A 16,463-nucleotide genomic window follows, 5' to 3' on the forward strand; every position below is an offset into this window, starting at 1 on the left:
TTCATACATTCTCAGGGTAGTCGCCAAAATCACAGGTGGCAACCCTGGATGACTCTAAAACCCTTGATCTAGACGCTTCTCTCGGCCACGACCCCTGTGTGCGCTGCGTTTGGGGATGTCGACCAGCGGCACCCATCAGTGCTGACGCCGGACCGGGCTCGTGGCTTGCCGTAGTCAGGCACACCCTCAATCAATAAGCCAAGCGCGCAATTATTTAGCGCGCCTATTATCTTGATTCATTTTTTTGTATTCCTTAACCCACACCCAACCACCAAGCTGCGATCGAGATCAAAGGCTTCCCATGCACGCGATCAACAAATTGACGTAACGGGCTCCCTCCCCTGACACCTCGGCCCTCGGAGGCCTATATGAAATTAAGATCCATGAATATCGCACGCAGAGCCTTCATCTGTTTTGGTCTAATCACCCTGTTGCTGATCAGCCTGGCAGGCTTTTCTTATTTACAAATCGGCCACTTACGTACTTCAGAGCAGGATATCGAGCAAAACTCCCTGCCCAGCATCCAGGTAATTGACGACATTCAAATCGCCCTTCTTCATGCCCGCCTGGAGAGCATCCGCATGCTCTCAAGTACCACCAAAGATGTGCATGATGCATCCCTGTCAAAAGTTGAAGAGGCCATACGGACACTTCAGTCAAAGACAGAGTTTTATCGTGAAAAATTGATATCTGGCGAGCAAGATCAAATTCAATTTGAAAAGGCAAGCCAAGTGATGAACACCTATATTGAGGGGCTCAAAAAAGTACTTGCATTGGATTTATCTGATCATGAGCAAGCGGTGGCTTTTGCCAATACGGAACAGGCGCAACGAGCAAGCGCCTATCAAGAGCAACTGACAATCCTGCGTGAGCAAAATGCACGCCAGGCAGTGGTGTCTGGTCAGGAGGCGGCGGACGTATATGCCCATAGCGTAAACGTACTCATAGCCGTACTGGTGGTTGCATTTGCGCTCACCCTTCTCCTGGCTACTTTATTTACCAAGAGCATTGTGAGTCCTATCAGCTCATCTCTGAAATTGGCAGAGGGTATAGCGGCAGGCGACCTTACCCATGATCTTGATGTCACTGGCTCAGATGAGGCATCACGCTTAATGCACGCGCTTAATTTGATGCAGAAGAACCTCAGGAACACGATATTGGAAATCTCAGGCGCGTCAGCTCAACTGAGTACTGCAGCCGTCGAAATGACCTCTATCACAGAAAGTGCTGATCGCACATTACAACAGCAAAACAGCGAGATAGAGCAAGCTGCCACAGCGGTCACCGAGATGAGCACTGCTGTTGAAGAGGTAGCCCGGAATGCCAACTCCACCTCTGAAGCAGCCATGCAGTCGAGCTTGGCAGCAGATCTCGGCAACAAAAAAGTAACTGAAACGCTTAACGCCATGCGAGGCCTTACTGGACTAGTCGAGGTTTCCTCAGATCAAGTAAAAGAGCTCGCGGGCCAGGCTCAAGACATTAGCAAAGTTCTAAGCGTCATCAGGGCGATTGCCGAACAAACCAACCTGTTGGCTTTGAACGCTGCCATTGAAGCCGCGCGTGCAGGAGAACAAGGCCGTGGCTTTGCGGTGGTCGCAGATGAAGTTCGAGCGTTGGCGCACCGGACCCAAACTTCGACTCAAGAAATTGAACAGATGATTTCGACGATTCAAGCCGGTTCGTCTGCCGCAGTAGCATCGATGCAGAAGAGCACGTCTGAGGTTTACAGCACGCGAGATACGGCAGAGCAGGCAGGCCAATCGCTTCGACAAATCATAGATTCAGTGCTCGAAATCAATGACCGCAATATCCAGATTGCAACTGCCTCCGAAGAACAAGCTCACGTAGCACGTGACGTTGACCGGAGCTTGATTAGCATTCGCGACCTGGCCATTCAGAGCAGTGAGGGTACTCGACAGACGCTGACTGCGAGCAATGAACTGTCACGATTGGCAGTCAACTTGAACGACTTGGTTCTCCGATTCAAGACGTAGATGCTGGATCAAGCGCCCTGCCAGATTCATCACACAAATTCATAAAGCCCGATCACCCGCTCAGTTACAGATAGCAGAGGATAAAAATGGACGCTCATGAGATCGCCTTGCACTCTGTGCTGAGCACAGATGAACGCTCAGCAATAGCAGAACTCGAGGCCACAAGCGCTATCTTGCAGCTTATTACGCGCCTGACAGGGATGCGATTTGCCGGAATTGCTAAATTCACCGAAACGGACTGGATAGTTTGCTCAGCTTACGACCCCATCCACCTGGGTATAGAGTGTGGAGATACTTTAGAGTTGGAGATCACGCTTTGCAGCGAACTCCGAAAGGACCCCAAAACACTCTTTATTCCAAAAATCAGTGAAGACGGCAGGTACTCAAATCGCCCCGTAGTCAAGCGATACGCAATAGAAAGCTATGCAGGTACCCCTATCTTCCTTCCTGACGGACGGCTTTACGGTGCTCTTTGCGCGCTGGACTCAAGACCCATGCTGTTTGACGATCCGTGCCTCGAAGGCACTTTGACCTTGTTTGCTCGGTTAATTGGCTGCATCTTCTTTGCAAGTCTAAGTTCGGACGAAAGCTAACTAAGCAATATTGTCTGTCGCTGTTACTTCAGATGCCCTGAATCGTACCGGGCTTCAATGCGCAATAGCCCTGACATAGGCCTGGCAAGCCCGCAGTGCGATAACTCTTTGAGCATGCGCGGGGTCAAGTTGGGCTCGATGAGTGCCATGAACCACGCCGACGGCGCCAGAGGCGGCAGGCACGTAGCAGCCCCTGACTGAATCCGTGGCATCGAGAAGGACTGACAGCCGCACACCAGCAATAGCAAGGCTTGCTCTGCAATCTCAGGTTGCAGATGAAGCCAGGTTCAGGTTCAGCAAGCGATGGTTTCTTGGAACTCTCTGGCATGTTCGCCATTACTCGCAGTATGTCTTAAAATATCCGGTTGCCGAAGAACCGCCATGACATATCCATGAAGGGCTTCAATCCTTTACAAATAAGTGTGGTTAAGATGAACAAGCCTTTCATTTCGCTGTGCCCTGAAATTACTCGGGCGCACGCGCTAAAGTTGGTGGATTGGTTAGAGGATGAGCGCATCACCTGCTATCTGAGCGATTCGCGTCATGTCTCCCGCTCCATTGAGCAAGTCATTGATCGGACTCAGCTGCCGATCCTGACTCATCTATTCAACCGGGGCGGCAGATTCTTTATGGCCTATGACCGGCATGACGCCCCGGTGGGCTTTGTCCGTCTCATCAAGACAGGCTCAAATTGCGAGATAGTCCTGGTCATCGGAGACAGCGACAAATGGGGTCGAAACCTTGGCGCCAGCACGATCCGCGAAGGCATGAAACTGGCCTTCCTCGACATGCGGGCCGAGAAGCTCATCGCCAAGATTCACCCGGACAACTCGCGCTCGCTGAAAGCCTTTCTGCGCAGCGGCTTCATGCTTGAGAGCGAAACGCCGACATTGAAGTCATTTTCCATGACCGCGGCGCGCTACCTCCAGTTCTTGCGCGAAGGCGCCGGTGGCGACTCCACCAGGATCTACATCACTGAAATCGACAAGGCCAGGCTAGAGGATCTAATCGCGTTCGAGCAAGGCCCGGCGGTTGTTGAACTTGAACATGAGCTCGAGCGAGCCATTGTCGTCAAGCCGCAGGAGGTGGCGTGCAATGTCATCACGATGAATTCCAGGGCGTTGCTGCAACTGGACGATGAAGAGTTCGAAGTGGCCTTGGTCTACCCTGAAGACGCGGACAGCAACGCAGGAAAGCATTCCGTGTATTCCGACCTAGGCGCCGCCATCCTTGGCTATCAGGAGGGAGACGCCATCGACTGGCGAATTGCTGATCGGACCCGCCGGATTGAGATCAAGAAAGTGCTTTACCAGCCGGAGGCTGCGGGCGACTTCCACCTGTAATTACGCCCTTTTCTCAGTAACGAATCACGCCAGTCAGCGCGCCCGGCTTGGGCGCCTGACTTCTCCAGCGTGAACTGATAACCGAGACGGTTATCGGCGCGGGGGTGAGATCGTGAAACCTACCCGTTGACTCCCACTTTTTGCAGAGTTGCGGAAACTGCCTGAAATGATGGGAAAACGATCAGATGTTTCACTGCCAATATTCCTGAATCCCAGAAACGCAAAAGCCCCGCATTAGCGGGGCTTTTGAGTCAATCTTGGCGGGAAACCAGGGATTCGAACCCTGGGAACGCTATTAACGTTCGCCGGTTTTCAAGACCGGTGCATTCAACCACTCTGCCAATTTCCCTTATGCAACACAGGATTAGCATAGCCCATCCTGTCTCAGCGGGCGCCATAATACCCGAATGAAACACACTGTCAAACTCTCGCCATCGCTTGTTACAGAGCGTCTGTTATGATCCTTGCGACTGAATGTTTCAAAACTGAAGGAGTGTCGCCATGCGCGAACAAAATTACGCAGTGAATGGAAACGCGCAGGCTGAGCAGCTAGAAGTTAGCCGCGTCCTGCGCAATACGTACGGCTTGCTTGCTCTCACCCTCGCGTTCAGCGGCGTGATGGCCTTCGTGGCCCAGCAAATGCGGGTCGGCTACCCGAATATCTTCGTCGTGTTGATCGGCTTCTATGGTCTGTTCTTCCTGACCAACAAGCTGCGCGACTCGGCCTGGGGCCTGGTGTCGGCGTTTGCCTTGACCGGTTTCATGGGCTTCATCCTCGGCCCGATCCTTAACCGTTACCTCGGCATGGCCGGCGGCGCGGAAGTGGTCAGCTCGGCATTTGCCATGACTGCCCTGGTATTTGGCGGTCTGTCGGCTTACGTGCTGATCTCCCGCAAGGACATGAGCTTCCTGGGTGGTTTCATCACCGCCGGTTTCTTCGTGTTGCTGGCTGCCGTACTGGCGGGCATGTTCTTCCAGATCAGCGGCCTGCAATTGGCGATCAGCGCCGGTTTCGTGCTGTTCTCCTCGGCCTGCATCCTGTTCCAGACCAGCGCGATCATCCAGGGTGGCGAGCGTAACTACATCATGGCCACCATCAGCCTGTATGTATCGATCTACAACCTGTTTATCAGCCTGTTGCAGATCTTCGGCATCATGAGCCGCGACGACTGATCGTAGCCCCATGTAAAAAGCCCGCTTCGGCGGGCTTTTTGTTGCCTGCGGCTTTATCATTGCCACAGGTTTTGCCTTCAGAGTGTTCCATGAAGTTCGCGATTGCGCTTTTTTCCGCCGCCCATGCGCCCTCCTCGCGCCGTGCCTTGCTGTTCGCTCAGGCGGCGCTGGCCGGCGGGCATGAAATTGTGCGGCTGTTTTTTTATCAGGATGGCGTCTACAGCGCGTCCACCAACATTGTTGCGCCGCAGGACGAGCAGGATATCGCCCGTCAGTGGCGCGAGTTTGTCAGCGAGTATCAGCTTGATGGCGTGGTGTGCATCGCCGCGGCCCTGCGCCGTGGGGTGCTGAATGCCGAAGAGGCCACCCGCTATCAACGCAGCGCGGTGAACCTGGAGGCGCCTTGGGCATTGTCCGGGCTTGGGCAACTGCATGACGCCGCCCAGGCCGCTGACCGTTTGATCTGCTTCGGAGGGCCGTGACATGTCGAAATCCTTGCTGGTGATCAGCCGACAGGCGCCATGGTCCGGCCCCAGTGCCCGCGAAGCGCTGGATATCGTGTTGGCTGGCGGCGCGTTTGATTTGCCGATTGGCCTGTTGTTTCTGGACGACGGCGTGTTTCAACTGGCCGCAAGCCAGGACGCCAAGGCCGTGCAACAGAAAGACCTCAGCGCCAACCTCCAGGCGTTGGAGTTGTTTGGGGTTGAGGATGTGTTTGCCTGCAGCCATAGCCTCACCGAGCGTGGCCTGACCGCCTCCGGCAACGCGCAGCCGCTGAGCAGTGAACAGATCTCACTAATGATTGACCGTTACGACCAGGTGATTACCCTCTGATGTCGACTTTGCATGTGGTATCCCACTCCCCGTTTACCGATAGCCGGCTGGACAGCTGCCTGCGCCTCTGTGGCGCCCAGGATGCGATCCTGCTGTGTGGCGACGGCGCCTACGCCCTGCAAGCCGCCAGTACGCCCTTCCAGGCCCTGCAAGCCAAGGGTTTGAAGGTGTTTGTGCTGGCCGAAGACGGCCAGGCGCGCAATCTTGCGGTGCCTGCCTGGGTCGCCAGTGTCGATTACCCGGCCTTCGTCCAGCTGTCGCTCGATTACGACAAGGTCAACACCTGGCTATGAACACCCTGACCGTAGGCGAACGCACTCTCGAACTGGACAAGGACGGCTACCTCGTCGACCTGAACGCGTGGTCCAGCGACGTGGCCAACGCCCTCGCCACCGCAGAAGACCTGGCGCTGACCCCGGAACACTGGGAGATCCTCGAACTGCTGCGGGGTTTCTACAGCGAATTCCAGCTGTCGCCCGCCACTCGCCCGCTGATCAAATACACCGCCTTGAAGCTGGGCCCGGAAAAGGGCAACAGCCTGCACCTCAACCGACTGTTCAAAGGCACTCCCGCCAAACTCGCCGCCAAGCTGGCGGGCCTGCCCAGGCCGACGAATTGCTTATGACTGATTTTGCCCCGTTGATCACTGAAACCCCTGCCGAGCACCCGTTCGCACCGTTCGTGCGCATCCTTGGCAAAGGCAAGCGCGGCGCCCGCAACCTCACCCGTGAGGAAGCCCGGGAAGCCATGGGCATGCTGCTGGACGAGAAGGTCGAAGACACCCAGCTCGGCGCCTTCCTGATGCTGTTGCGGCACAAGGAAGAAAGCCCGGAAGAACTCGCTGGCTTCACCGAAGCGGTGCGCGAACGCTTGAATGCACCGTCACTCGATGTGGATGTCGACTGGCCTACCTATGCCGGTAAAAAACGCCACCTGCCGTGGTACTTGTTGGCGGCCAAGTGCCTGGCGCAGAACGGTGTGCGCATCTTGATGCACGGCGGCGGCGCGCATACGGCGGGCCGGCTCTATACCGAGCAATTGCTGGAAGGCTTGCAGATTCCGTTGTGCCGCAACTGGCAACAGGTCGAGGCCGCCCTTGAGCAGGGCAACCTGGCATTTATTCCCCTGGGGGATTGGGCGCCGCAACTGCAGCGCATGATCGACCTGCGCAACACCCTGGGTCTGCGTTCGCCGATCCACTCCCTGGCGCGCATCCTCAATCCGTTGAGCGCCCGCTGCGGCTTGCAAAGCATCTTCCACCCCGGCTACCAGGGCGTGCACCGCGATGCCAGCGGCTTGCTCGGCGACAACACCATTGTGGTCAAGGGCGACGGCGGCGAGATCGAGATCAACCCGGACACCATCAGCCACCTGTACGGCACCACCGGCGGCGAAAGCTGGGATGAGGAGTGGCCAGCCCTCTCCGCCCAGCGCCACGTCAAACCGGCGGCCCTGGAGCCCGAGCACCTCAAGGCGTTATGGCGCGGCGACGTGCAGGACAGCTACCCGCAACTGGCATTGATCGCCACCATGGCGCTGGCCTTGCGCGGCCTCGGCCACCCGCGGGAGCAAGCGTTTGAATTGGCCCAGCAGTACTGGGACGCCCGGGACAAATCGATTTAGTCGATCATTAACCCCCAGCCTTTGCGCTTTTTGTTCGAACTCAGACCTTTAGACTGCACTCCTACGCTTATTAGCCAAGGAGTCAGTCATGGGTTTGCTGATCGAAGGACGCTGGCATGACCAGTGGTACGAAAGTAGCGCAGACGGCGCCTTCCAACGGGAGCAGGCGCAACGCCGTCACTGGGTGACCGCCGATGGCGAGCCCGGCCCGACCGGCGAAGGCGGTTTCGCGGCCGAAGCCGGCCGCTACCATCTGTACGTCTCCCTCGCCTGCCCTTGGGCACATCGCACATTGATCCTGCGCAAGCTGAAAGGCCTGGAAAGCCTGATTGATGTGTCCGTGGTCAGTTGGTTAATGCTCGAGAACGGCTGGACATTCGACAAGGCCCACGGCTCCAGCGGCGACAAACTCGACGACTTCACCTACATGCACCAACGCTACACCGCCGACACCGCCAACTACACCGGGCGCGTCACGGTACCGGTGTTGTGGGACAAGAAGCTCAAGCGGATTGTCAGCAATGAATCGGCGGAGATTATTCGCATGTTCAACAGTGCGTTTAATGAACTGACCGGCAATCAACTGGATTTCTATCCCGAGGCCCAGCGCTCGACCATCGATGCACTGAACGACCGGATCTATCCCGCCGTGAACAACGGTGTATACCGCGCAGGCTTTGCCACGTCGCAAAAGGCCTATGAAGCCGCATTTGATGATGTGTTTGCCGAACTGGATCACCTTGAACAGCACTTGGGTAAGCATCGTTACTTGGCGGGGGAATACCTGACCGAAGCCGATGTAAGGCTTTTCACCACAGCGATTCGCTTTGATGCGGTGTATTACAGCCACTTCAAATGCAACCTGCGACGGATTGCGGATTATCCGAATTTGTCGAACTGGCTAAGGGAGCTGTATCAGTGGCCGGGGATTGCCGAGACGGTGGATTTTGCCCACATCAAGGGGCATTACTACGCCAGTCACCGCACGATTAATCCGACGGGGATTGTGCCGAAGGGGCCGTTGCAGACGTTTGAGGCGGAGCACGACCGGGAGCGGTTGAGCGGGAAAGGGATTTGGAGTTGATCCAAGCCCTGTAGGAGCAAGCTTGCTCGCGAAGGTCGTCAACGATAACGCGCTCATGCTGAATGAACGCGGTGACCTTGAGTTTTTCGCGAGCAAGCTCGCTCCTACAGTTGAACATCTGTCGCGGTTATCAGACTTGCGACTGAGCGCCTTCAAACCACTTCAGCTTCTCACGCAACAGCACCACTTCTCCCACAATCACCAGTGTCGGCGCATGAACTTCATGCTCCGCCACCATGCGTGGCAGGTCAGCCAGGGTGCCGGTAAACACCCGCTGGTTGGACGTAGTGCCTTGCTGGATCAACGCCGCCGGCGTATCCGCCGAGCGGCCATGCTGGATCAGTTGTTCGCAGATGATCGGCAACCCGATCAACCCCATGTAGAACACCAGGGTTTGCGAAGGCCCCACCAGGTCACTCCATGGCAGGTCCGACGTCCCGTCCTTCAAGTGCCCGGTAATGAAACGAACCGATTGCGCATAGTCGCGGTGGGTCAGCGGAATACCGGCATACGCCGCGCAACCACTGGCCGCCGTAATACCTGGCACCACCTGGAAAGGGATGCCATGGGCCGCCAGCTCTTCAATCTCTTCACCACCACGCCCGAAGATGAACGGATCGCCACCCTTGAGCCGCAGCACGCGCTTGCCTTGCTTGGCCAGGTCCACCAGCTGCTGGTTGATCTGGTCTTGCGGCACCGCATGGTCGGCGCGACGCTTGCCGACGTAGACCCGCTCGGCATCGCGACGGCACAGCTCAAGAATCGCCGGCGCCACCAAACGGTCGTACAGCACCACATCGGCCTGTTGCATCAAGCGCAGCGCGCGGAAGGTCAGCAGGTCAGGATCACCCGGGCCGGCGCCCACCAGGTAGACTTCGCCCGGTGCGTGCGGCGGCGCGCCGTTGATTTTCGCCACCAGCAAACGCTCGGCTTCATCGCCCTGCCCGGCCAGTTGCCGATCAGCAATCGGGCCCTGAAAGACCTCTTCCCAGAACGCGCGACGTTGCTGCACATCCGGAAACAAACCTTTGACCTGGCTACGAAACCGCGCCGCCAACCCGGCCAATTGGCCATAAGTCGACGGAATCCAGGTTTCCAGCTTGGCGCGAATCAAGCGTGCCAGCACCGGCGCATCGCCGCCGCTGGACACTGCGATCACCAAGGGCGAACGGTCGACAATCGCCGGGAAGATCACGCTGCACAAGGCTGGCGCATCCACCACATTGACCGGTACGCAACGGCGCCGGGCATCGCTGGACACTTGCGCGTTCAGCGGCTCGTCGTCGGTCGCGGCGATGATCAGTGTGCAGCCGTCGAGGTCGGCCTCCTGATAACCGCGCAAAATCAGTTCACCGCCACTGCCCTGCACCAGTTCACGCAACTGGTCTTCAATCTGGGGAGCAACCACCCGCAACAACGCGCCGGCGTCGGCCAGCAGCCGGGATTTGCGCAAGGCAATCTCCCCGCCACCGACGACCAACACACGACTGCCGCGCAGGTTATGAAACAGCGGCAGAAATTCCATTTAGCCGATGACCTCAACGCCCGCCATGTAAGGCTTGAGCACCTCAGGTACGCGGATCGAACCGTCAGCCTGCTGGTAGTTTTCCAGCACCGCCACCAAGGTACGGCCTACCGCCAGGCCCGAGCCGTTGAGGGTGTGGACCAGCTCAGGCTTGCCGGTTTCCGGGTTACGGAAACGCGCCTGCATGCGACGGGCCTGGAAATCACCGCAGTTGGAGCACGACGAAATCTCGCGGTATTTGTCCTGGCTCGGCACCCACACTTCCAGGTCGTAAGTCTTCACGGCGCTGAAACCCATGTCGCCGGTGCACAGGGCCAGAACGCGGTACGGCAGTTCCAGCAGTTGCAAGACGCGTTCGGCGTTGGCGGTCAGGCCTTCCAAGGCTTCCATGGAGGTCGACGGCTCGACAACCTGCACCATCTCGACCTTGTCGAACTGGTGCTGGCGGATCATGCCGCGGGTGTCGCGGCCCGATGCACCGGCTTCGCTGCGGAAGCACGGCGAGTGGGCGACAAACTTGAGCGGCAGTTGCTTGGCGTCGAGGATTTCCCCGGCCACGATGTTGGTCAGCGACACTTCGGCGGTCGGGATCAGGTACAGATCGGCTTCGCCATCGCGGCTGATCTTGAACAGGTCTTCCTCGAACTTCGGCAGCTGGCTGGTGCCCATCAGCGCCGGCGCCTGAACCAGGTACGGGGTGTAAGCCTCTTCGTAGCCGTGTTCGCCGGTGTGCAGGTTGATCATGAACTGCGCCAGGGCACGGTGCATGCGCGCGATCGGGCCGCGCAGCAAGGCAAAGCGCGCGCCGGACATTTTGGCCGCTGTCTCGAAGTCCAGGCCACCGGTCAATTCGCCCAGGGCGACGTGGTCCTTGATCTCGAAATCGAAGGTTTTTGGCGTGCCCCAGCGACGGACTTCGACGTTGCCGTCTTCGTCTTCGCCAATCGGCACGGATTCGTGTGGCAGGTTCGGGATACCCAGCAGGATCGAGTCCAGTTCAGTCTGGATCGCGTCCAGTTCGACTTTGCCGGAAGCCAACTCGCCAGCCATACGCTCGACGTCCGCCATCAACGGCGCGATGTCTTCGCCGCGTTGCTTGGCCTGACCGATGGATTTGGAACGCGCATTACGCTCAGCCTGCAGTGCTTCGGTGCGGGTCTGGACGGTCTTGCGCTGTTCTTCCAGCGCTTCGATGCGCGCAACATCCAGGCTGAAGCCACGGGATGCCAGGCGGTCCGCTACGTCCTGAAGGTTGCTACGTAACAGTTTGGAATCGAGCATGTCGGTCTCTCGTTTATCAAAGTTTGGTCAAGGACAGGCCAGCCCAGGTGGCGAGCAGCCCGCCGAACACGCTGATGGCCAGGTACCCGAAGGCGACCGGTGCCTGCCCGCTTTCCAGCAGGCGCAGCGTGTCCAGTGAAAAGGATGAAAAGGTCGTCAGACCGCCTACAAAGCCGACAATCAAGCCGGCCCGAATCTCAATCGGCACTTCCGGACGAATCAGAAACCACCCGTACAACAAGCCGATGATCAAACAGCCCACCAGATTGACCGCCAGGGTCGCCGCATAAAAATGCTTCGGCCAATTGGCGCTGACCCAGGTGCTGGTGGCGAAACGCAATAATGTACCAGCGATGCCGGCCACGGACACGGCAAGAATCGTTCTAAGCACTACTTTCTCCGCTGTTTCGGGCTAAGCCGGTCAAGTTGGGCGAGGTGATTGAGCTTTTCGCCGATCTTCAGTTCCAGGCCGCGGGGCACCGGCTGGTAGAACGGCTGCGGCGCAAGGTCATCCGGGAAGTAATCTTCGCCAGCCGCATAGGCGTCCGGCTCATCATGGGCGTAACGGTATTCATCGCCATAACCCAGCTGCTTCATCAGCTTGGTCGGCGCATTGCGCAGGTGCAGCGGCACTTCCAGGGAACCATGCTCGGCGGCAGCACGCAGGGCGGACTTGAAGCCCATGTACACCGCGTTGCTTTTCGGCGCACAGGCCAGATAGGTGATGGCCTGGGCCACCGCCAACTCGCCTTCCGGGCTGCCCAGGCGTTCCTGCACTTCCCAGGCGGCCAGGCACAGGCTCAGCGCGCGCGGGTCGGCATTGCCGATGTCTTCACTGGCCATGCGCACCACGCGCCGGGCCAGGTACAGCGGGTCGCAACCGCCGTCGATCATCCGCGCAAACCAATACAGCGCGCCGTCGGGATTGGAGCCACGCACTGACTTGTGCAACGCGGAAATCTGGTCGTAGAACGCCTCCCCACCCTTGTCGAAACGCCGACGGGTGTCGCCCAGCAGGCTTTGCAGCAAGTCGACACCGATTTCGCTGCCATCCTCGGCCAGGTCGGACGCGTTCTCCAGCAGATTGAGAAAACGTCGACCATCGCCGTCAGCCGCAGTCAGCAGAATCTTGAAGCCTTCCTCGCTGACACTCAGTTGGCGCTTGCCCAGGCCCTTGTCTTCATTCAGCGCGCGCTGCAACAGCTTCTGCATCGCGGCTTCATCGAGGCTCTTAAGCACATAGACACGCGCCCGGGACAGCAAAGCGTTGTTCAGTTCAAAGGACGGGTTTTCAGTGGTGGCGCCAATAAAGATCAGCGTGCCGTCTTCGACATACGGCAAGAACGCATCCTGCTGCGACTTGTTGAAGCGATGCACTTCGTCGACGAACAGGATGGTGCGCTTGCCGTATTGCCCGGCCTGCTGCTTGGCGACTTCCACCGCCTGGCGGATTTCCTTGACCCCGGCCAGCACCGCCGAAACCGTTTCGAAGTGGGCATCCGAGACTTTCGCCAGGAGCCGCGCCAGGGTGGTTTTACCCACGCCCGGCGGCCCCCAGAAAATCATCGAGTGCAGCGCACCCTGCTCCAGGGCTTCGCGCAAAGGCTTGCCGCGAGCGAGCAGGTGTTCCTGCCCGACGTACTCGTCCAGGTTGGTCGAACGCAGGCGCGCCGCCAGAGGCTGAGCAATCGGGTCACTTCGAAACAGGTCCATGGGCAGCGTTTGAAACCTCTGGGCAGTTTATTCCTGGATCACGTCGGCACCCTTCGGGATGTCGAACTTGAACTTGGATGCCGGTACCGGCTGGTTGGCCTTGACCCCGGAGAACAGGATATCGGTGCGCTGGCCGACGCTGTCAACCAGGCGCATGTTGTTGATCACGCCGTTGCCAAACGACAGGGACAGCGTGTCAAAGAGCGTGTCCTTGGATTTCGGCCTAAGGGTGAACTCAATCACGTTGCTGGTCTGCTTGGAGGTAATGTCGAAGCTGTCGTTGATTTTCGACACATCGCCTGACAGCAACAGCGCTGGCGTCTGGTTCAGGCGCGGGTCGAGCTTCTTGATGGTCGCCTGCTCCAGGTCCGGGTCCCACAGGGTGACTTTTTGGCCGTCCGAGACGATGGTCTGCTCGGCTTTGCCTTCCGTGTGCCAGTAGAACAGTCCTGGGCGCTGCACAGCCATCTCGCCGGCGGTTTCCTGCAATTGGGTGCCACCGGCATCCAGCGTGAGCTGGGAGAAGCGCGCGGTCAGGGTCTGGGATTTGTCCAACAGGTTTTTCAGGCTGGCGACGGAAGCCGGGTCAGCATGAGCCGAAACAGCAGTCAGGGCCAATGCAGGCAACAACAGCATGCGGATAAGACGCATGGGAGTCCTCTTAGATTCGTTTGCAAGGCGTGCCGCGTGTTGCCACGCGGCACGTAATCAGTCACGCATCTGCGCTGGCGCAATCACTTCGCGCGAGCCGTTGGTGTTCATCGAGGTGACCACGCCGGCCATTTCCATGGCTTCGATCATGCGGGCAGCGCGGTTGTAGCCAATCTTCAGCTTGCGCTGTACGGCAGAGATGGAGGCGCGGCGGCTCTCAAGCACGAACTGCACCGCTTCGTCGTAAAGCGCATCGGTCTCGGCATCGTCGTCGCCACCACTGCTGCCACCGTCGAAGCCGCTGCCGGCCTCTTCGACGCCCGCAAGGATGTCGTCGTTGTATTCCGGCGCACCGCGCAGCTTCCAGGCTTCCACCACACGGTGCACTTCATCGTCGGAGACGAAGGCGCCGTGAACGCGGATCGGCAGGCTGGTGCCCGGCGGCATGTAGAGCATGTCACCGTGGCCCAGCAGCTGCTCGGCGCCGCCTTGGTCGATGATGGTCCGGGAGTCGATCTTGCTCGATACCTGGAACGCCATGCGAGTCGGGATGTTGGCCTTGATCAGACCGGTGATCACGTCCACCGACGGACGCTGGGTCGCCAGGATCAAGTGGATACCGGCGGCCCGCGCCTTCTGGGCGATACGGGCGATCAGCTCTTCGACCTTCTTGCCGACGATCATCATCATGTCGGCAAATTCGTCGACCACCACCACGATGGTCGGCAGCTTGGTCAACAGCGGCGCTTCGTCGTGAATGCTTTCGCGCTTGTACAGCGGGTCGGTCAGCGGCGTGCCGGCGTCCTGGGCTTCCTTGACCTTGGCGTTGAAGCCCGACAGGTTACGTACGCCCATCTTCGCCATCAGCTTGTAGCGGCGCTCCATCTCGGCGACGCTCCAGCGCAGGGCGTTGGCGGCGTCCTTCATGTCGGTCACTACCGGGCACAGCAGGTGCGGAATGCCTTCGTAGATCGACAGCTCGAGCATTTTCGGGTCGATCATGATCAGCTTGGCGTCTTCCGGGCCAGACTTGAACAGGATCGACAGGATCATCGCGTTCACACCCACCGACTTACCGGAACCGGTGGTACCGGCGACCAGCAAGTGCGGCATTTTAGCCAGGTCGGTGATCACCGGCTTGCCGCCGATGTCGTGGCCCAGGGCCAATGTCACCGGCGATTTGAAGTTGTCGTATTCCGGGGTCGACAGCACTTCGGAGAAGCGCACGATCTGCCGGTCTTCGTTGGGAATCTCGATACCGACGGTGGTCTTGCCCGGAATCACTTCCACCACCCGCACGCTGGTCACCGCCAGCGAACGCGCCAGATCCTTGGCCAGGTTGGAAATGCGGCTGACCTTCACGCCGGCAGCCGGCTGGATTTCGTAGCGGGTAATCACCGGGCCCGGGTGGATCGAATCCACCGAGACTTCGACGCCGAATTCCTTGAGCTTGATTTCCAGCAGGTGGCCGACGGCCGCCAGGGATTCAGGGGAATAGTTGAGCTGTTTCTTTTCCGCCGGGTCGAGAATAGAGATCGGCGGCAAGGTGCCTTCCACGGCGCTGTCGACAAACAACGGCGCCTGTTTCTCTTTCTGCACGCGATGGCTTGGCTCGGGGGCCTTCGGCGGCGCAGGTGCAATCACCGGCGGTACCTGCTTCTCGCGGTCCGACATGTGCTTGGTCAGGGCCTGTTCGCGTTCGATCAGGCGTTCCTTGACCTTGGCTTGCTCACGCCGGTCCGGCGTGCTCGGAGCCACCACCTCGTTGACGCGGGTATCGACCTCACGCAGTTGCGCAACCATGCGCTTGCGGTCAACTCGGGCCGACCACCAGCGATTGGCGGCGCCCTGGAACAGTTCCAGCAGGTCGAGGGTGATCTTGCCGGTAACGTCCATGACCTTGAACCAGGACAGGTCAGTAAACACGGTGAGGCCAAACAGGAACAACGCGATGAACATCAGGGTGCTGCCCTGGATGTTCAGGGTCCTGCGGGCCAGGTCGCCGAGGCTTTCGCCCAGTGCGCCGCCGGCACCGGCCGGCAAGCCGGTAGGTGCGTGAAAATGGATATGGGCCAGGGCCGCGCCCGAGAGGACCAGGAACACCAGGCCGATCAGGCGCCAGGAGAACAGCCAGCCACTCCACTGCCACGGTTCATGACGCTGGCGGAAGATCTGCCAGGTCTTGATGGCCAGCAGCAACGGGAAGATATAGGCGAAATAACCCAGCACCATGAACAGGATATCGGCACTGTAGGAACCGGCAGGACCACCGAAGTTCTGCACGTCTTCGATCTTGCTGTTGTGGCTCCAGCCTGGATCATCCTTGCCATAAGTGAGCAAGGCCATCATCAGGAACAGGCACAAAGCGCCGATGGCGATCAGTGCACCTTCCTTGAGTCGATAGTGCAGGTGCTGGCGCCAGGCGGGCACGACTGCGGCTTTAGGTGTTGCGGCGGATTTCTTCAAAACGGGTCTTTTCCTGCGCCTTTAGCGCGTCCATCTATTGAATGACTGCAATACTGCTCAATCCGAGCAGGTAAAAAATGAACGAGTGTCAGTGAAGCTACTTTTAACACTCTGCAACTGATTCATGAAACGGCGATAACGCCTGAATGGCCGCATTGTACGGGTTTGTGTGCGCTATGCCAC

At 58.6% G+C, this 16,463-nt stretch carries 16 protein-coding genes, 1 tRNA gene and 1 pseudogene; 10 read left to right on the forward strand and 8 right to left on the reverse strand.

Going from position 1 to position 16,463, the window contains the following annotated elements; genetic code table 11:
- The first annotated feature begins 368 nt into the window (after nucleotides 1-368).
- Complete coding sequence (locus tag NVB75_RS07695) at nucleotides 369-1,994, forward strand: methyl-accepting chemotaxis protein (protein WP_258346710.1); 1,626 nt, start codon at nucleotides 369-371, stop codon at nucleotides 1,992-1,994.
- Between the two features lie 86 nt (nucleotides 1,995-2,080).
- On the forward strand, nucleotides 2,081-2,587 hold the full coding sequence (locus NVB75_RS07700) for a GAF domain-containing protein (RefSeq protein WP_258346711.1): 507 nt from the start codon (nucleotides 2,081-2,083) through the stop codon (nucleotides 2,585-2,587).
- Between the two features lie 54 nt (nucleotides 2,588-2,641).
- Here the strand turns inward: NVB75_RS07700 and NVB75_RS07705 are convergent.
- Nucleotides 2,642-2,845, reverse strand: a pseudogene (locus NVB75_RS07705) (lysis protein); the annotation flags it as partial.
- Nucleotides 2,846-3,018: 173 nt separating this feature from the next.
- Between NVB75_RS07705 and NVB75_RS07710 the strand changes: the two are divergent.
- Entirely contained in the window at nucleotides 3,019-3,930 is a 912-nt protein-coding gene (locus NVB75_RS07710; RefSeq protein WP_258348556.1) for a bifunctional GNAT family N-acetyltransferase/nucleoside diphosphate kinase regulator, read from the forward strand.
- Between the two features lie 258 nt (nucleotides 3,931-4,188).
- Here the strand turns inward: NVB75_RS07710 and NVB75_RS07715 are convergent.
- Nucleotides 4,189-4,279: transfer RNA gene (locus NVB75_RS07715), tRNA-Ser, on the reverse strand.
- Nucleotides 4,280-4,431: 152 nt separating this feature from the next.
- On the opposite strand from NVB75_RS07715, the gene NVB75_RS07720 reads away from it, so the two are divergent.
- From NVB75_RS07720 to NVB75_RS07750, 7 genes are all read left to right on the forward strand, one after another.
- Nucleotides 4,432-5,103, forward strand: a complete 672-nt coding sequence (locus NVB75_RS07720; protein ID WP_076016792.1) for a Bax inhibitor-1/YccA family protein — start codon at nucleotides 4,432-4,434, stop codon at nucleotides 5,101-5,103.
- A gap of 89 nt (nucleotides 5,104-5,192) precedes the next feature.
- Entirely contained in the window at nucleotides 5,193-5,585 is a 393-nt protein-coding gene (gene tusD / locus NVB75_RS07725) for a sulfurtransferase complex subunit TusD (RefSeq protein WP_258346712.1), read from the forward strand.
- A gap of 1 nt (nucleotide 5,586) precedes the next feature.
- Nucleotides 5,587-5,937, forward strand: coding sequence for a sulfurtransferase complex subunit TusC (gene tusC / locus NVB75_RS07730; protein ID WP_258346713.1), 351 nt, complete (start codon nucleotides 5,587-5,589; stop codon nucleotides 5,935-5,937).
- Complete coding sequence (tusB, locus tag NVB75_RS07735; protein ID WP_258346714.1) at nucleotides 5,937-6,230, forward strand: sulfurtransferase complex subunit TusB; 294 nt, start codon at nucleotides 5,937-5,939, stop codon at nucleotides 6,228-6,230. Before tusC ends, tusB begins: the two co-directional genes overlap by 1 nt.
- On the forward strand, nucleotides 6,227-6,562 hold the full coding sequence (locus tag NVB75_RS07740) for a TusE/DsrC/DsvC family sulfur relay protein (protein ID WP_167663353.1): 336 nt from the start codon (nucleotides 6,227-6,229) through the stop codon (nucleotides 6,560-6,562). The genes tusB and NVB75_RS07740 overlap by 4 nt, the downstream gene beginning before the upstream one ends.
- Entirely contained in the window at nucleotides 6,559-7,560 is a 1,002-nt protein-coding gene (locus NVB75_RS07745) for a glycosyl transferase family protein (protein WP_258346715.1), read from the forward strand. Before NVB75_RS07740 ends, NVB75_RS07745 begins: the two co-directional genes overlap by 4 nt.
- Before the next feature lie 88 nt (nucleotides 7,561-7,648).
- Nucleotides 7,649-8,644: a glutathione S-transferase family protein gene (locus NVB75_RS07750; protein WP_258346716.1), complete on the forward strand. Its 996-nt coding sequence runs from the start codon at nucleotides 7,649-7,651 to the stop codon at nucleotides 8,642-8,644.
- Between the two features lie 130 nt (nucleotides 8,645-8,774).
- Here the strand turns inward: NVB75_RS07750 and cysG are convergent, their stop codons facing one another.
- From cysG to NVB75_RS07780, 6 genes are read right to left on the reverse strand one after another with little or no spacing between them, the layout of a single operon-like run.
- Nucleotides 8,775-10,169, reverse strand: a complete 1,395-nt coding sequence (cysG, locus tag NVB75_RS07755; protein WP_258346717.1) for a siroheme synthase CysG — start codon at nucleotides 10,167-10,169, stop codon at nucleotides 8,775-8,777.
- Nucleotides 10,170-11,450: a serine--tRNA ligase gene (serS, locus tag NVB75_RS07760; protein WP_258346718.1), complete on the reverse strand. Its 1,281-nt coding sequence runs from the start codon at nucleotides 11,448-11,450 to the stop codon at nucleotides 10,170-10,172.
- Between the two features lie 16 nt (nucleotides 11,451-11,466).
- Nucleotides 11,467-11,841, reverse strand: coding sequence for a fluoride efflux transporter CrcB (crcB, locus tag NVB75_RS07765; RefSeq protein WP_010172479.1), 375 nt, complete (start codon nucleotides 11,839-11,841; stop codon nucleotides 11,467-11,469).
- A complete protein-coding gene (locus NVB75_RS07770; RefSeq protein ID WP_177068394.1) occupies nucleotides 11,841-13,163 on the reverse strand; it encodes a replication-associated recombination protein A in 1,323 nt (440 codons plus the stop codon). Before NVB75_RS07770 ends, crcB begins: the two co-directional genes overlap by 1 nt.
- 27 nt (nucleotides 13,164-13,190) lie before the next feature.
- Nucleotides 13,191-13,814: an outer membrane lipoprotein chaperone LolA gene (gene lolA / locus NVB75_RS07775; RefSeq protein WP_093198677.1), complete on the reverse strand. Its 624-nt coding sequence runs from the start codon at nucleotides 13,812-13,814 to the stop codon at nucleotides 13,191-13,193.
- 57 nt (nucleotides 13,815-13,871) lie between these two features.
- Nucleotides 13,872-16,280, reverse strand: coding sequence for a DNA translocase FtsK (locus NVB75_RS07780; protein ID WP_063031405.1), 2,409 nt, complete (start codon nucleotides 16,278-16,280; stop codon nucleotides 13,872-13,874).
- Nucleotides 16,281-16,463: the final 183 nt, after the last annotated feature.

It is taken from the genome of Pseudomonas sp. CBS, from assembly GCF_024734645.1.
In the GTDB taxonomy this organism is placed as follows: domain Bacteria; phylum Pseudomonadota; class Gammaproteobacteria; order Pseudomonadales; family Pseudomonadaceae; genus Aquipseudomonas.